The following is a 14,948-nucleotide window of genomic DNA, read 5'->3' as shown; positions in this document are numbered from 1 at the left end:
AGGGGACGGGGTGGGGGGTGTCCGCCCGCAGCGGCCGGCACCGGGCAACGGCGCCGTATCGAGTGACGGGCGGCCGGACCGAGGACGGACACCCCCCACCCCGGCCCCGCCTCAGAAACCGCCGGTAGGCGCTACGCACGCCACGACGCGACCGCAACGGGCCGCCGCAGGCATATAAGGGGCGCGGGGAACTGCGCGAGCAACCCCCACGCACCCGCAGACGAAAACGAACCCACCAGAGCACCCCGCCGCACAGCCATCGGCACCGCCGATACCCCCATCGGCAGAACCCCCCACTGGCCCGTGGACCACCGCCCCACCCCCTCCGTAGCGTCGTGGACATGACCTCATCGCAACGGGGCACGGCCCAGCTGACGACCGCGATGGTGCTCTCCGGCACCCTCGGCGTCTTCGTCGTCGAGTCGGGCGCCTCGCCCTTCAACGTCGTCTTCTTCCGCGTCCTGTTCGGCGCCCTCGCCCTCGGCGGCTACGTCACCGCCCGCGGCTGGCTGCGCCACCACGGCTTCACCCCGCGCACGCTCGGGCTCGCCGTCCTCGGCGGGGTGTTCATCGTCTTCAACTGGGTGTTCCTGTTCGAGGCGTACGAGAACACCTCGATCTCGGTCGCCACGGTCGTCTACCACACCCAGCCGTTCTACGTGGTGCTGCTGGGCGCCCTCCTCTTCCGCGAGCGGCTCACCGCCGCCAAGGTCGGCTGGGTCGCCCTGGCCTTCGCCGGGCTCGTCCTCGTCTCCGGCGTCACCCCGGCCGACTTCGCGAGCGGCGGCACGTACGTCCTCGGCGTCGGCCAGGCGCTGCTCGCCGCGCTGCTGTACGCACTGTCGACGCTGGTCACCAAGCGGATCTCAGGGGTCCGCCCGCATCTGATCGCCCTCGTCCAGGTCCTCGTCGGCATCCCGCTGCTGCTGCCCTTCGCCGACTTCGGCGCGATGTCCGGCACCGGCTGGGACTGGGGCTGGCTGGCCGGCCTCGGGCTCCTCCACACCGGCGTGATGTACGTCCTGATGTACGCCGCCTACGCCCAGCTCCCCACCTCGAAGATCGCGGTGCTGGCCTTCGTCTACCCGGTGGTCGCGATGGTGGCGGACTGGGTGGTGTACGGCCACCACATCGGACCGGTGCAGGCGCTCGGCGTCCCGCTGATCGTCCTGGCGAGCCTGAAGGTCACCCTGAGCCGGACAACGAAGACCACCGCGGCCGAGACCCCGAAGACCACCCCGGCCGAGACCCCGAAGACCACCGCGGCCGAAACCCCGAAGACCACCCCGGCCCGGACAGCCGAGGCCACCCCGGCCACCCGCAAGCTCACCCCTGCTCGGACACCAGCCGCCGTGCCCGCTCCAGGAACAGCCGGGCGTGCGCGGGCAGCCGTTTCCCGGCCCGCCAGGCCAGCTGCGTCGAAAGCGTGAACGGCGGCTGCCACTCCAGCCGTACCAGCGAGCCCTCCGCGAGTTCCGCGGCGACCGTCACCTCGGGCAGCAGGCAGATCCCGAGGCCGGCCGCCGCCGCGCGTTTGGTGGCCTCGATCGTGCCGAACTCCCGGAACTCCACGGCCGCCGCGGCGGTCAGCTCCCGCTCGAAGAGGTCCCGGTAGGCGCAGCCGGGCTCGGTGGCCAGCAGCGGTTCGCGCACCAGGTCGGCGACCGTGACCTCAGCGCCGTACAGCCGGTGTCCGGGCGCCGCGACCAGCGCCAGCGGCTCGACGGCCAGCACCTCGCTCTCCAGGCCCGGGTGGTCGGTCGCCTCCTCCATCAGGAAGCCCAGGTCGTAGGTGCCCTGCCGGAGCGCCTGCCGGGTCTCGTCGCCGAGGGTGGGGCGCAGGGTGAGGCGGACCTTCGGGTAGCTGTGGTGGAAGAACTCCAGCAGGAGCGGCAGGCGGTAGTTGGTCAGCGACTCCATCGTGCCGACGGCGAGCGTGCCGGAGGGCTCCTCGGTGCCGGCGACCGCCGCGCGGGCCTCCTCGGTCAGCTCGATGATCTGCCGGGCGTACGGCAGCAGCCGCTCACCGGCCTCGGTGAGCCGGATGCGGCTGCCGAGCCGGTCGAAGAGCTGGGTGCCGAGCGCGTCCTCCAGGGCGCGGACCTGGGAGGTCACGCTGGACTGGGCGTAGTTCAGCTCGGCCGCCGCCCGCGTGAAGCTCAGTACGGTGGCGACCTTCTCGAAGGTGACGAGCAGCCGCAGTTCCATCAGCTCTGGTCGTCCTCGCCGCGCTCCTTGCGGCGCAGCTCCTCCTCGCGGCGGCGCAGGTCGGCCTCCCAGTCCTTGAGCAGGGCCTCGTCCTTCTTGTTCTCTTCCTTCAGCGACTTCAGGAAGTCGGGGTTGTCGTCGGGGGCGACCCACTCGGTGCGGTGGCCGCGGTGCCACTGAGAGGGGGTGGAGCCGCCCGCCGGGCGCGGCCCGCGCTGCTTCCCGGCCGCCAGCCAGGCGACCGGTCCGACCAGCACCTCGCCGAAGAGCAGGATGATGATCACCCACACCACCTTCGGCAGCCCCCGCACCTCCTCCTCCGGAGTGTTCAGGCAGTCGATGAACGCGTAGATCCACAGCGCCAGCACCAGCAGGTACGGCAGATACCTGAGCATGGACGGGACATCCCCCAGGAGACGGCGAGGGGCGCACGGAGGGCCCCGGTGACGGGCTCAGACTAGCCCGTGGCCGATACTGGGACGCATGGCTTACGACGATCTTCGCTCCCTGCTCAGGGCGCTGGAGCGCGAGGGCGACCTCAAGCGCATCAAGGCCGAGGTGGACCCGTACCTGGAGGTCGGGGAGATCGTCGACCGGGTGAACAAGGCCGGTGGCCCCGCCCTCCTCTTCGAGAACGTGAAGGGCGCCTCCATGCCCCTCGCGATGAACGTCTTCGGCACCGACCGCCGTCTGCTGAAGGCGCTCGGCCTGAAGTCGTACGGCGAGATCTCGGACCGGATCGGCGGTCTGCTGAAGCCGGAGCTGCCGCACGGGTTCGTCGGGGTGCGCGAGGCGTTCGGCAAGCTCGGCGCGATGGCCCACGTGCCGCCGAAGAAGGTGAAGGACGCCCCGGTCCAGGAGGTCGTCCTCACCGGCGACGACGTGGACCTGGAGCAGCTGCCCGCGCTGTTCACCTGGCCGAAGGACGGCGGCTCCTTCTTCAACCTGGGCCTGACCCACACCAAGGATCCCGAGTCGGGCGTCCGCAATCTCGGTCTGTACCGCCTGCAGCGCCACGACCGGCGCACGATCGGCATGCACTGGCAGATCCACAAGGACAGCCGCAACCACTACCAGGTGGCCGCGCGGCGCGGTGAGCGGCTGCCCGTCGCGATCGCCTTCGGCTGTCCGCCGGCCGTGACGTACGCCTCGACGGCCCCGCTGCCCGGCGACATCGACGAGTACCTCTTCGCCGGGTTCGTCGCGGGCCGGCGGATCGAGATGGTCGACTGCAAGACGGTTCCGCTGCAGGTGCCGGCGCAGGCGGAGGTGGTGCTGGAGGGCTGGCTGGAGCCGGGCGAGATGCTGCCGGAGGGCCCGTTCGGCGACCACACCGGCTTCTACACGCCGCAGGAGCCCTTCCCGGCGCTGACGATCGACTGCGTGACGATGCGCCGGCGCCCGCTGCTCCAGTCGATCGTGGTCGGCCGCCCGCCGACCGAGGACGGCCCGCTGGGCCGGGCGACGGAACGCTTCTTCCTCCCGCTCCTCAAGATCATCGTCCCGGACATCGTGGACTACCACCTGCCCGAGGCCGGCGGTTTCCACAACTGCGCGATCGTCTCGATCGACAAGAAGTACCCCAAGCACGCGCAGAAGGTGATGCACGCGATCTGGGGGGCGCACATGATGTCCCTGACCAAGCTGATCGTCGTCGTGGACTCCGACTGCGATGTGCACGATCTGCACGAGGTCGCCTGGCGCGCCCTCGGCAACACCGACTACGCCCGTGACCTCACGGTCGTCGAAGGCCCCGTCGACCATCTCGACCACGCTTCCTACCAGCAGTTCTGGGGCGGCAAGGCGGGTATCGACGCCACGAAGAAGTGGCCCGAGGAGGGCTACACGCGCGACGGCGGCTGGCCGGACATGGTCGAGTCCGACCCCGCGACGGCGGCCCTGGTGGACCGCCGCTGGAAGGAGTACGGCCTGTGAGCAGCGCGTCCGCCGCGATCCCTCAGCCGGGACGCACGAAGGCCTTCCTGCGCCTGGTGATGATCGAGCACTCGGTCTTCGCCCTGCCGTTCGCCTACATCGCCTCGCTGACGGCGATGTACGAGTGGGACCGCAACATCCACTGGGCGCGGCTGCTGCTGGTCACGGTCTGCATGGTCGGCCTGCGCACCTTCGCGATGGCCGTCAACCGGATCATCGACCGTGAGATCGACGCCCGGAACCCGCGCACGGCGCACCGCGAGCTGGTCACGGGCGCGATGTCCGTCCGCCACGCGTGGACCGGCGCGCTGGTCGCCCTGGTGGTCTTCCTGGGCGCGGCCGCGCTGCTGAACCCGCTGTGCCTGGCGCTGGCTCCCGTCGCGGTGATCCCGATGGTGGTCTATCCCTACGGCAAGCGGTTCACGAACTTCCCGCAGGCCATCCTGGGTCTCGCCCAGGCGATGGGCCCGATCGGCGGCTGGCTGGCGATCAGCGGCGAGTGGTCGTGGACGGCGGTCGTCCTGGGTCTCGCGGTCGGCGTCTGGATCGGCGGCTTCGACCTGATCTACGCCTGCCAGGACGTCGAGACCGACCGCGAGATCGGCGTGATGTCGGTCCCGGCCCGCTTCGGCATCCCGGCGGCCATCTGGGGCGCGCGGGCCTGCCACACCGTCACCACGGCCCTCTTCGCCTGGTACGCGGTCATCACGCACGCGGGCTTCTTCTTCTGGCTGGGCCTGCTGATCGTGGCCGCGGCCTTCGTCTACGAGCACACGATCGTGCGCCCCCATGACCTGACCCGGCTGAACAGGGCGTTCTTCCAGGTGAACGGCTTCATCGGCATCGCGCTGTTCGTGTGCGCGCTGCTCGACCTGCTCGTGCGGGGGCTCACCGTCTAGCGCGAGCGGTACCGGTCCGGAACAACGCTCCGTTCACCGGTACGCTCAAGATGTGAACGCAGGGAAATCGCAGCGCACGCCTTGGATCGTGGGGGTGTCCGGGGCATCCGGGACGCCGTACGCGGCCGCCGTGCTGCGGGCGCTGATCGCCGCCGGGGAGAGTGTGGACCTGGTGGTCAGCCGGGCCTCGCGGCTCACGCTGCTCGACGAGACCGGCATCTCCTTCCGGGACGCGCACTGGCGTGACGACCTCACGCAGTGGCTGGCGCGGGGCGCCGACGGCAAGCCGGACAGCTTCACCGCGGACGTCTCCGACGTGCGGTACTGGAGCGCCGGCGACCTGGCCGCCGGGCCGTCGTCGGGGTCGTATCCGGCGAAGGGCATGCTGATCGTGCCGGCCTCCACGGCCTGTGTCGCGGGCGTGGCGCTCGGGCTGTCGAAGGACCTGCTCCAGCGGGCGGCGAGCGTCACCCTCAAGGAGCGCCGGACGCTGGTCGTGGCCGTACGGGAGACCCCCTTGAACGGTCAGACGCTGCGGCACCTGGTGGCATTGGACGACGCGGGCGCGAGTGTGGTGCCCGCCTCTCCGGCGTTCTACGCGGGGGCGACGCACATCCAGGACCTGGTGGACTTCGTCGCCGGCCGCGTCCTCGACGCCGCGGGCGTCGAACACGGGCTGTACCGCCGCTGGAAGGGCGAACTGCGCGGTGGGAACGGCTGAGCGCAACGAGCGACTTTCTCGAACTCCCAGAACTCTTCAGCGGAAGGCTTTCAATCGCATGGACGCGGTGGACAGGCAGCTCATCCAGGCCCTGAGGGAGAACGGCCGGGCCTCGTACGCGGAGCTGGGGCGCCTCGTCGGTCTGTCGGGCCCCAGCGTCACGGACCGTATCAACCGGCTGGAGGCGGCCGGTGTCATCACCGGTTACCGGGCCACCGTCGACGCGGCGTCGCTGGGTCTCGGGGTCACGGCGCTGATCGGCATCTCGCTGTCCGACGCCGCCGACCACGAGGACGTGGCGCAGCGGCTGAAGGAGCTTCCGGAGATCGAGGACTGCTGGTTCATCGCCGGTGACGACTCGTACATGCTCAAGGTGCGCGCGACCGACGTGGACGGCCTGGAGAAGATCATCCGGCGGCTGTCCGGGACCAGGGGCGTCTCCCGCACCCGGACCACCATCGTGCTGTCCACGAAGTGGGAGAACCGGGTCGGGGAGCTTCCCGAAGAGGTCTAGGGATACCGTTGGCGGTGCTGTCGGAGAAAGGTGTTGGCATGGACGTCGGGCTCAAGCGCGAGCTGGAGGAGAAGGTCCGCTCCGGTGAGCGGCTGACCCGCGAGGACGGCATCGCGCTGTACGAGTCGGACGACCTGGCGTGGCTCGGCGGTCTGGCGCACGAGGTGCGGACGCGGAAGAACGGTGACGTCGTCCACTTCAACGTCAACCGGCACCTGAACATGACCAACGTGTGCACGGCCTCCTGTGCGTACTGCTCGTTCCAGCGCAAGCCGGGCGAGAAGGACGCGTACACGATGCGCATCGAGGAGGCCGTCAAGCTCGCCAAGGCGATGGAGTCGGAGAACCTCACCGAGCTGCACATCGTCAACGGGCTGCATCCGAACCTGCCGTGGCGCTACTACCCGCGTTCGCTGCGGGAGCTGAAGGCCGCGCTGCCGGACGTGTCGCTGAAGGCGTTCACGGCCACGGAGATCCATCACTTCGAGACGATCTCGGGGCTGACCGCCTCCGAGATCCTCGACGAGCTGATCGACGCCGGGCTCGAGTCCCTCACGGGGGGTGGCGCGGAGATCTTCGACTGGGAGGTCCGGCAGCACATCGTGGACCACCGCACCCACTGGGAGGACTGGTCCCGCATCCACCGCCTGGCGCACGAGAAGGGTCTGAAGACCCCGTGCACCATGCTCTACGGGCACATCGAGGAGCCCCGGCACCGGGTGGACCACGTGCTGCGCCTGCGTGAACTCCAGGACGAGACGAACGGCTTCCAGGTCTTCATCCCGCTGCGCTACCAGCACGACTTCGTGGACATGAAGGACGGCAAGATCCGCAACCGCCTTCAGGCACGGACGCAGATGGCGACGGGCGCGGAGGCGCTGAAGACGTTCGCCGTCTCCCGGCTGCTGTTCGACAACGTGCCGCACGTGAAGGTGTTCTGGGTGATGCACGGTGTGCAGACGGCCCAGCTGGCCCTCCAGCACGGTGCGGACGACATGGACGGCTCGGTCGTCGAGTACAAGATCACGCACGACGCGGACAACTTCGGCACGCCGAACAAGCTCACGCGTGAGGATCTGCTGGAGCTGATCCGCGACGCGGGATTCCGGCCGGTGGAGCGGAACACGCGCTACGAGATCATCCGGGAGTACGACGGGCCCGACGCCGGGCGCCGGGAGTCGCCTCAGCCGATGAGGGTCTGAGAGGTTCGGGTCGTCTTTCGGGTGCCGGTGCGTGGGGGCTGGTCGCACAGTTCCTGGCGCCCCTGAGGTGGGTACTCGCCGCGCATGGCTACCAAGGCACCCGAGGACCAGTACACCGCCGAGCCCTTCGTTCCGGACGGTGCCGGCCTCGACGAGCTGCGGGAGGCTGCCTCAGGCTGTCGCGGTTGTCCCCTCCACCTCGCCGCGACCCGGACCGTCTTCGGCTCGGGAGACGCGCACGCCCGGGTCATGCTCGTCGGGGAGCAGCCGGGCGATCAGGAGGACCGGCAGGGCAAGCCGTTCGTCGGGCCGGCCGGGAAGCTGCTGGACCGGGCTCTCGCCGAGGCCGGGATCGATCCGGCCGAGGCGTATGTCACGAACGCCGTGAAGCACTTCAAGTTCACCCAGGCCGAGCCGAGGAAGCGGCGCATCCACAAGGCGCCGAGCCTGCGGGAGATGACGGCGTGCGGGCCGTGGCTCGCCGCCGAGCTGGCGGTCGTGGAGCCGGAACTGATCGTGGTGCTCGGGGCGACGGCGGGCAAGGCGCTGCTCGGGTCGTCGTTCCGGGTGACCGAGGTGCGCGGGACGGTCCTGGAGCGCGAGATCCACGGGCGCGGCGAGCGGCTGGTGCCGACCGTGCATCCGTCGTCGGTGCTGCGCGCGGACGACCGGGAGTCGGCGTACCGCGGGCTCGTCTCGGATCTCGAAACGGCGGCGCGCGCACTGGCGTAATAGATACGATGGGGTCATGCCCCTTACCTTCACGCTGGACCCGACCGTCGACGCCGGTCTGCGCGACGGCCTCCTCGACCTGTGGACGGACGTCTCCAACGCCGGCGGGGCCGTCGGCTTCGTCGCGCCGGTGGCGCGGGAGACGATCCGGCCGGAACTGGTGAAGCACTTCGCGGCCATGGCCGAGGGCCGCACCCGGCTGCTCGTCGGCCACGACGAGGACGGGCAGGTGGCGGCGACCGCCTTCTTCTCCTTCAACAGCCACCGGCTGATGACGCACTGGGTGTGGCTGTACACGGTGATGGTGCACCCCCGGCACCAGGGCAAGGGCTACGGCCGTGACCTGCTCGCGGCCGCGGCGGACGAGGCCCGCGGCTTCGAGGGCATCGAGGCGATCCGGCTGACCTGCCGGGGCGGCCTCGGCCTGGAGCGGTTCTACGGCTCCTGCGGCTACAAGGAGGTCGGCCGGGTGCCCGGGGCGATCCGGGTGGCACCGGGGGACGACCGGGACGACATCACCATGCTGCTGCCGCTGCTCTGACGCGCGGGGGCACCCCCGTCGGTGATCGGCAAGGGGGCGTGCTTCACTGGAGACTGCCCCTGTTTGGAATCGGAAGAGTGGATTGAGATGCTCCGCTACACGCTGATGCGCCTCGGGATCTTCGTGGGCTGCCTCGTGGTGGTCTGGGGTCTCGTCTACTCCGGTGTCGTGCCGCGCGGCCTCGGCTCGTCCAACGGCATGTGGGTCGTGCTGCTCTCGCTGGTGATCTCCGCGCCGATCAGCTTCGTCGCACTGCGCGGGGAGCGGGACCGGGCGTCTCAGAAGATCGCGCCGAAGGTCGACCGCATGCGCGCCAACATGCAGGCGAACCTGAAGGCGAACCAGAGCCAGGAGGACGGCGCCGACGACGCCGCCCGCGCGCAGGGGCAGCCGTCGTAAGGCGTTGCGTGCGCTGCGAGCGCCCCGGTGACCTCGGTCGCCGGGGCGCTTTGCGTTGTATGGGTGGATACGTGTTCCAGCCTCTCAAAGCAAGGCTTTGAGATTCTCAAAGTTCAAGTGTTAACGTCTTAGGGTGAAGTCAGCAGCCGCGTCCCCTCATCTCCCGAGCCTTCTGCTCGTGGCGCGCCTGCACGTGGACCTCTGCCGGTGCGCGTCCGGGATCTGTCGCCCCTGACGTCTCGCGACCCTCGTCTCGCGACCCCCCGTCCACGTCAGCCCCTACGCGTCCCCAACGGAGCATGTCCGTGTCCTCGAACACGAAGTCCTTCAAGCTGCCCTTCTGGGCCCAGATAGTCGCCGGTCTCGTCCTGGGCGTCCTGCTCGGCTGGATCGCCCGCAGCCAGGACGTGTCCTGGCTGGTGACCACGCTCGAGAAGATCGGCGACACCTTCATCGGCCTGCTGAAGCTCGCCGTCGCCCCGCTCGTCTTCTTCGCCATCCTCGTCTCGATCACCAACCTGCGGAAGGTCAACAACGCGGCACGCCTGGCGTCCCGGACCCTCCTGTGGTTCATGATCACCTCGCTGATCGCGGTCAGCATCGGCCTGGCCATCGGCCTGCTCACCAACCCCGGCGCCGGTACCGGTCTCACCCCGGCGGACGGCGGCAAGCCCAAGCACACCGGCTCCTGGCTGGACTTCCTCACCGGAATCGTCCCGACCGACGTGATCACCCCGTTCACCGAGCTGAACGTGCTGCAGATCGTCTTCATGGCGGCCGTCGCCGGTATCGCCGCGCTCCAGCTCGGCGACAAGGCCCAGCCGATCCTCACCCTGAGCGAGTCCGTGCTGGAGCTGCTGCAGAAGGCGCTGTGGTGGGTCATCCGGCTCGCCCCGCTCGGCACCGTCGGCCTCATCGGCAACGCCATCGCCAGCTACGGCTGGGACCTGATCGGCAAGTACGCCACCTTCACCGCCGACATCTACGTCGGCTGCGCGCTCGTCCTGTTCGTCGTCTACCCGACGCTCCTGGCCACCGTCGCCAAGGCCAACCCGCTGCAGTTCTTCAAGGGTGCCTGGCCCGCGATCCAGCTCGCGTTCGTCTCCCGCTCCTCGGTCGGCACCATGCCGGTGACGCAGAAGGTCACCGAGCGCCTCGGTGTGCCGAAGGAGTACGCCTCCTTCGCGGTGCCGTTCGGCGCGACCACGAAGATGGACGGCTGCGCCGCGATCTACCCGGCGATCGCCGCGATCTTCGTCGCGCAGATCTTCGGCATCGACCTGAACGCGGGCGACTACCTGCTCATCGCGTTCGTCTCCGTGGTCGGCTCCGCCGCCACCGCCGGCCTCACCGGCGCGACGGTCATGCTGACGCTCACCCTGTCCACGCTGGGCCTGCCCATGGAGGGTGTCGGTCTGCTCCTCGCGATCGACCCGATCCTGGACATGATGCGCACCGCCACCAACGTGGCCGGCCAGGCCCTGGTCCCGGTCATCGTCGCGGCCCGCGAGAACCTGCTGGACCGCGCGGCCTACGACGCGGTCGGCGGCGCCTCCCCGGTCGACGAGCCGGAGCACCGGCCGGAGCCGGTGACGGCCGCGGCCTGACCGATCGTCCCGAAGGGCGGCGTGGCGTTGCGCCTCGCCGCCCTCGGCGTATCCGCGGGGCGGCACGCGGCCCGTACGCTAGTGCGCATGGGTTCGGGTTCGGTGAAGACCAAGCGGATGCCTCGGGCGGTCCGTGAGCGGCAGATGCTGGACGCGGCCGTGCGCGTCTTCGGGCAGCGCGGCTACATGACCGCGTCCATGGACGACATCGCCGAACTCGCCGGTGTCTCCAAGCCGTTGGTGTATCTGTACCTGAACTCCAAGGAAGACCTCTTCACGGCCGTCATACGCCGGGAGGCCGCCGCGCTCACCGAGGCCGTCCGCGTGGCCGTCGACCCGGGTTCGCCCGCAGACCGCCAACTCTGGGAAGGATTACTGGCGTTCTTCACGCACACCGCGCGGCACCCGGACGCGTGGGCGGTGCTGCATCTCCAAGCCCGCACGCACGGTGAGCCGTTCGCCACGGAGGTCGCCGCACTGCGCGCGGAACTCGTCACCTTCGTGACCCGGCTGATCCTCGTCGCCGCCCGCGAGGCCCACGGTGATCCCGACCTGGCCGAGCGCGAGGTCGCCGGGCTGGCCGAGGCCCTGGTCGGCGCCGCCGAGGCCCTGGCCGCGTGGGGCAACGCCGCCGACGGTGTCACGGCCCGGCAGTCGGCCGCGACCCTGATGAACTTCGCCTGGTCCGGCCTCGGCAACCTGATGGCGGGACACCGCTGGTCGCCCCCACCGCCGGCCTGAGCCGAGCCCCCCCCTTCGCGTCACTCCTGTCCGCGTGAGCCGAGCGGCACCGCGAGTCCCGTCAGGTGCACCCTGTCGTCGCCGCGCAGCGCGAACCGCCCCTCCCCGTCCTGGGCGTACCGGACCGTGCCCGGCAGCAGCACCGGTGCGCGGAACTCCGCCCGCACGAAGGCCGCGTCGGGCACGCCGTGCGCGGCCAGGCAGCGCGCCACGCTCCACATGCCGTGCGCGATGGCTCGCGGGAAGCCGAACAGCCGGGCGGTGAGCGGGTGCAGGTGGATGGGGTTGCGGTCGCCGGAGACGGCGCCGTAGCGGCGGCCGAGGTCCCCGCCGAGCCGCCACTCCCCGACCACGGGCGGCTCCGGTGCGTCCTCGCTCCGCCCGCCGGCCGCCGACGCCGTGCGGTGCCGTGCCAGATACGTGCTCGTCGACTCCCAGACGACGGTGTCGTCCTCCCGCAGTTCGGTCACCACGAACGCCTCGGTCCCGCGCCGGTGCGGTGCCAGCCGCTCGACGCGCACCCCCACGTCGTACGTGCCCGTGGCGGCGAGTGCCCTGTGCCGGGTGATCCCGATCGACGTGTGGACCAGTCCCAGCAGCGGCAGCGGGAAGGCGCGGGCGCTCATCAGCCGCATGGCGAGCGGGAAGCCGAGGACGTGCGGATAGGTGACCGGCAGGGTGTCGTCGGCGGCGGCGAAGCCGCACACCCGCTCGTAGGCGGCCAGGCGGGCGAGGTCGACGCGCAGTCCGGGCAGCAGCAGCCGGCCCGTGGGGACGGGCGCGTCCGGGCGCGGCCGCTTGAGCGGGGACAGCAGCGCACCGCGGGCCAGCAGGGGGGCGAGGGCCGGCGGCCGGGTGAGGGTCGTCCCGCTCATCGGCCGAGCCGGGAGGTGAGCCGCCGGGTGAGGGTACGGCCGGGCGCGGTGGCGGTGAGGATCAGACAGCGGTCGGCCATGGGGAGACCTCTCCTCGCGGGGTCCGAATCTGCTTACTCTGGAGTAAGGTTACCGACGGTAAATCTAGGGCACCGGGGAGGAGCGGATCGATACGAGCCCCCGACGCGTCACCGGGGCCTGCCCCGAGGAAGGCGCCCCAAGGGCACCCCGCCCCCGGCCGCCGACCGGCCAACAGCCGTGTGACCTGGGCAACGTGAGCCTCTCTCACACAGTTCCCGACGCTGCACAGCCCCGGCCCCGGACCCCCTTGGAACCCGCACAAGGCCCCCACAGGGGCCCCGTACGATTCCCCTGCCCAACCGCCGGTGACCGTCCGCCCACGCCGCCGCCGGTGAACGCCCCGCCGGGCGAGGCACGTACGTCTTGCAGCAAGCAGTGCCGCTGCTGCACGCCCCAGGAGCCGCCCGTGTCCACGCCGTACCCCACCTCCGCCGACTACGCCGCTCCCCGGGGCCCCGTCCTGGTGGCACCGGAGACCAAGCGGCTGGGCGGGGCGGTGCGCGAGGCGTACGTACCGCCCCTCGCCCAGCCCGTCCGCCACGGCTCGCTCGCCGACCTGCCCTTCGACAACGCCGACGCCGCACCGGACACCGTGGTGCTCAGCCGCCGCGACCCCTCCGGCCGGTGGACCGACGTCACGGCGGCCGCGTTCGCCGCCGAGGTCCGGGCCGTGGCGAAGGGGCTGCTCGCGGAGGGCCTGGCGCCGGGCGACCGCATCGCGATCATGGCGCGCACGACGTACGAGTGGACCCTGCTCGACTTCGCCGCGTGGGCGGCCGGCCTGGTCACCGTGCCGGTCTACCCCACCTCCTCGCCCTTCCAGACCCGCTGGATCCTCCAGGACTCCGGCGCCGTCACCCTGGTCACCGAGACCGTCGCCCAGGCCGCGGCGATCGGCCCCGAGCGGGCGCACCTGCCCGACCTGCGGCATGTGTGGGTGATGGAGAAGGGGCACGTGGAGCAGCTCGCCGAGGTCGGGGCGGCGCACGTCCCCGACCAGGAGGTGGACGTACGGCGCGGGATGCTCGGGCCCGACACCCTCGCCACACTGATCTACACCTCCGGCACCACGGGCCGCCCCAAGGGCTGCGCGCTCAGCCACGGCAACTTCTTCGCCGAGGTCGACAACGCGATCGAACTGCTCTACCCGGTGTTCCGGGCCAAGAGCGAGGACGAGCCGTCGGTGCTGCTGTTCCTGCCGATGTCGCACGTCTTCGGCCGCATGGTGGCGATCGCCTGCGTACGCGCCCGCGTCCGGCTCGGCCACGCCCCCAGCCTGAAGCCGGACGACCTGCTGCCCGACCTGGCGGCGTTCCGGCCCACCTGCCTGCTGACCATCCCCTACATGCTGGAGAAGGTCTTCAACTCCGCCCGCGCCAAGGCGGAGTCGGGCGGCAAGCTGGGAGCCTTCGACCGGGCGGTGGCCGTGGCACGGCGCTACGGCGAGGCCGTCGAGGACCGGCAGACCGGCAGCGGCAGCGGCCCGGCGGCGGCGCTGAAGGCGGGGCGGGCACTGTACGACCCGCTGGTCTACCGCAAGATCCGGCAGGCGATGGGCGGCCGGGTGCGGTACGCGATCTGCGGCGGCTCCCCGCTCGGCCGGCGCCTCGCCGCGTTCTACGCCGGCGCGGGCATCGAGATCTTCGAGGGCTACGGCCTGACCGAGACGACCGGCGCGACGACGGTGACGCCGCCGCTCAAGCCGCGCCTGGGCACGGTCGGCTGGCCCCTGCCGGGCACCCGCATCCGGATCGCCGCCGACGGCGAGATCCTGGTCGCCGGCGACCACGTGCTGCGCGGCTACTGGGACCCGGCGGCCGGCGGCGTGGTCCCGGCCGCGCAGGACGGCTGGCTGGCCACCGGCGACCTCGGCGAGCTGGACGACGAGGGGTATCTGACGATCACCGGCCGCAAGAAGGAACTGCTGATCACGGCCGGCGGCAAGAGCGTGGCCCCGGCGCCGCTGGAGAACTGGCTGCGCTCCCACCCGCTGATCTCGCAGGTCATGCTGGTCGGCGACGGCCGCCCCTATGTCTCGGCCCTGATCACCCTCGACATGGACGGCGTCAGCCACTGGCGCCGGATGAACGGCAAGCACCCGGTGCCGGCCGAACTGCTCATCGGCGACCCGGAGCTGTACGCCCTCCTGCAACGCGCGATCGACGAGGCGAACCGGATGGTCTCGCGCCCCGAGTCCATCCGCCGCTTCGCCGTCCTTCCGGTGGACTTCACCGAGGAGGCGGGCCACCTCACGCCGTCGATGAAACTCCGCCGCGCGGCGATCCTGACCGCGTTCGCGGACGTGGTGGAGGACCTGTACACGGAGCACGGCTGAGCAGCCGGCGGTTGTTTGGGGGCCGGTCGTTCGTCTGCGGACCGGTGGGGGCCGGTCGCGCAGTTCCCCGCGCCCCTTTGTGCCTGCGGCGGCCCGTTGCCGTCCGGTGGCCGGTTGCGGTCTCGCCTGCGGCCGGTGGTCACGGCGGGGAACTGCGC

Annotated in this window: 16 protein-coding genes; 13 read left to right on the top strand and 3 right to left on the bottom strand. The window is 71.0% G+C overall.

Translation table 11 applies throughout. The annotated features are described in order from the left end of the window. Positions 1–341 precede the first annotated feature (341 nt). Entirely contained in the window at positions 342–1,430 is a 1,089-nt protein-coding gene (locus AB0E88_RS32075) for an EamA family transporter (protein WP_361637948.1), read from the top strand. Here AB0E88_RS32075 and AB0E88_RS32070 read toward each other — a convergent pair. Further along, on the bottom strand, positions 1,327–2,208 hold the full coding sequence (locus AB0E88_RS32070) for a LysR family transcriptional regulator (RefSeq protein WP_361637946.1): 882 nt from the start codon (positions 2,206–2,208) through the stop codon (positions 1,327–1,329). The two genes, AB0E88_RS32075 and AB0E88_RS32070, sit on opposite strands and share 104 nt — an antisense overlap. Beyond that, on the bottom strand, positions 2,208–2,603 hold the full coding sequence (locus AB0E88_RS32065; RefSeq protein WP_361637944.1) for a PLD nuclease N-terminal domain-containing protein: 396 nt from the start codon (positions 2,601–2,603) through the stop codon (positions 2,208–2,210). The genes AB0E88_RS32070 and AB0E88_RS32065 overlap by 1 nt, the downstream gene beginning before the upstream one ends. An 88-nt stretch (positions 2,604–2,691) precedes the next feature. On the opposite strand from AB0E88_RS32065, the gene AB0E88_RS32060 reads away from it, so the two are divergent. From AB0E88_RS32060 to AB0E88_RS32010, 11 genes are all read left to right on the top strand, one after another. Continuing rightward, positions 2,692–4,143, top strand: a complete 1,452-nt coding sequence (locus AB0E88_RS32060) for a menaquinone biosynthesis decarboxylase (RefSeq protein ID WP_361637942.1) — start codon at positions 2,692–2,694, stop codon at positions 4,141–4,143. Further along, positions 4,140–5,042 carry a menaquinone biosynthesis prenyltransferase MqnP gene (mqnP, locus tag AB0E88_RS32055; protein WP_361637940.1) on the top strand — a complete coding sequence of 301 codons (903 nt, stop codon included), beginning with the start codon at positions 4,140–4,142 and terminating at the stop codon, positions 5,040–5,042. The genes AB0E88_RS32060 and mqnP overlap by 4 nt, the downstream gene beginning before the upstream one ends. A 52-nt stretch (positions 5,043–5,094) precedes the next feature. Continuing rightward, positions 5,095–5,763: a UbiX family flavin prenyltransferase gene (locus tag AB0E88_RS32050; protein ID WP_361637938.1), complete on the top strand. Its 669-nt coding sequence runs from the start codon at positions 5,095–5,097 to the stop codon at positions 5,761–5,763. Positions 5,764–5,821: 58 nt separating this feature from the next. Then, positions 5,822–6,277, top strand: coding sequence for an Lrp/AsnC family transcriptional regulator (locus AB0E88_RS32045; protein ID WP_361637936.1), 456 nt, complete (start codon positions 5,822–5,824; stop codon positions 6,275–6,277). A 38-nt stretch (positions 6,278–6,315) separates the two neighbouring features. Beyond that, the gene (gene mqnE, locus AB0E88_RS32040; RefSeq protein ID WP_361637934.1) at positions 6,316–7,479 is read left to right on the top strand and encodes an aminofutalosine synthase MqnE; all 1,164 of its coding nucleotides are present in this window, start codon (positions 6,316–6,318) and stop codon (positions 7,477–7,479) included. 84 nt (positions 7,480–7,563) lie between these two features. Further along, positions 7,564–8,211, top strand: coding sequence for a UdgX family uracil-DNA binding protein (locus tag AB0E88_RS32035; protein ID WP_361637932.1), 648 nt, complete (start codon positions 7,564–7,566; stop codon positions 8,209–8,211). Between the two features lie 16 nt (positions 8,212–8,227). Continuing rightward, entirely contained in the window at positions 8,228–8,752 is a 525-nt protein-coding gene (locus tag AB0E88_RS32030) for a GNAT family N-acetyltransferase (RefSeq protein WP_361637930.1), read from the top strand. A gap of 87 nt (positions 8,753–8,839) precedes the next feature. Beyond that, positions 8,840–9,151, top strand: a complete 312-nt coding sequence (locus tag AB0E88_RS32025; protein ID WP_361637928.1) for a DUF4229 domain-containing protein — start codon at positions 8,840–8,842, stop codon at positions 9,149–9,151. 133 nt (positions 9,152–9,284) lie between these two features. Next, a complete protein-coding gene (locus tag AB0E88_RS32020; RefSeq protein ID WP_361637927.1) occupies positions 9,285–9,386 on the top strand; it encodes a putative leader peptide in 102 nt (33 codons plus the stop codon). 64 nt (positions 9,387–9,450) lie between these two features. Beyond that, positions 9,451–10,758, top strand: coding sequence for a dicarboxylate/amino acid:cation symporter (locus tag AB0E88_RS32015; RefSeq protein WP_361637925.1), 1,308 nt, complete (start codon positions 9,451–9,453; stop codon positions 10,756–10,758). An 87-nt stretch (positions 10,759–10,845) separates the two neighbouring features. Beyond that, on the top strand, positions 10,846–11,499 hold the full coding sequence (locus AB0E88_RS32010) for a TetR/AcrR family transcriptional regulator (RefSeq protein ID WP_361637923.1): 654 nt from the start codon (positions 10,846–10,848) through the stop codon (positions 11,497–11,499). Positions 11,500–11,519: 20 nt separating this feature from the next. Here the strand turns inward: AB0E88_RS32010 and AB0E88_RS32005 are convergent, their stop codons facing one another. Further along, positions 11,520–12,374 (bottom strand): MaoC/PaaZ C-terminal domain-containing protein, encoded by an 855-nt coding sequence (locus AB0E88_RS32005; protein WP_361637921.1) that lies wholly within the window; start codon positions 12,372–12,374, stop codon positions 11,520–11,522. A 487-nt stretch (positions 12,375–12,861) separates the two neighbouring features. Between AB0E88_RS32005 and AB0E88_RS32000 the strand changes: the two genes are divergently transcribed. Further along, on the top strand, positions 12,862–14,790 hold the full coding sequence (locus AB0E88_RS32000) for an AMP-binding protein (protein WP_361637919.1): 1,929 nt from the start codon (positions 12,862–12,864) through the stop codon (positions 14,788–14,790). The last annotated feature ends 158 nt before the right edge of the window (positions 14,791–14,948 follow it).

Source organism: Streptomyces sp. NPDC028635, assembly GCF_040637635.1.
Classification (GTDB): domain Bacteria; phylum Actinomycetota; class Actinomycetes; order Streptomycetales; family Streptomycetaceae; genus Streptomyces.
Note: the sequence above shows the minus strand (reverse complement) of the source record. Positions and strands in the feature narration are given on the sequence as shown.

Coding starts and splice junctions, on each gene's coding strand:
- AB0E88_RS32075 (WP_361637948.1), top strand. CDS start 342: ATGACCTCATCGCAACGGGGCACGGCCCAGCTGACGACCGCGATGGTG.
- AB0E88_RS32070 (WP_361637946.1), bottom strand. CDS start 2,208: ATGGAACTGCGGCTGCTCGTCACCTTCGAGAAGGTCGCCACCGTACTG.
- AB0E88_RS32065 (WP_361637944.1), bottom strand. CDS start 2,603: ATGCTCAGGTATCTGCCGTACCTGCTGGTGCTGGCGCTGTGGATCTAC.
- AB0E88_RS32060 (WP_361637942.1), top strand. CDS start 2,692: ATGGCTTACGACGATCTTCGCTCCCTGCTCAGGGCGCTGGAGCGCGAG.
- AB0E88_RS32045 (WP_361637936.1), top strand. CDS start 5,822: ATGGACGCGGTGGACAGGCAGCTCATCCAGGCCCTGAGGGAGAACGGC.
- mqnE (WP_361637934.1), top strand. CDS start 6,316: ATGGACGTCGGGCTCAAGCGCGAGCTGGAGGAGAAGGTCCGCTCCGGT.
- AB0E88_RS32035 (WP_361637932.1), top strand. CDS start 7,564: ATGGCTACCAAGGCACCCGAGGACCAGTACACCGCCGAGCCCTTCGTT.
- AB0E88_RS32030 (WP_361637930.1), top strand. CDS start 8,228: ATGCCCCTTACCTTCACGCTGGACCCGACCGTCGACGCCGGTCTGCGC.
- AB0E88_RS32025 (WP_361637928.1), top strand. CDS start 8,840: ATGCTCCGCTACACGCTGATGCGCCTCGGGATCTTCGTGGGCTGCCTC.
- AB0E88_RS32015 (WP_361637925.1), top strand. CDS start 9,451: ATGTCCGTGTCCTCGAACACGAAGTCCTTCAAGCTGCCCTTCTGGGCC.
- AB0E88_RS32010 (WP_361637923.1), top strand. CDS start 10,846: ATGGGTTCGGGTTCGGTGAAGACCAAGCGGATGCCTCGGGCGGTCCGT.
- AB0E88_RS32005 (WP_361637921.1), bottom strand. CDS start 12,374: ATGAGCGGGACGACCCTCACCCGGCCGCCGGCCCTCGCCCCCCTGCTG.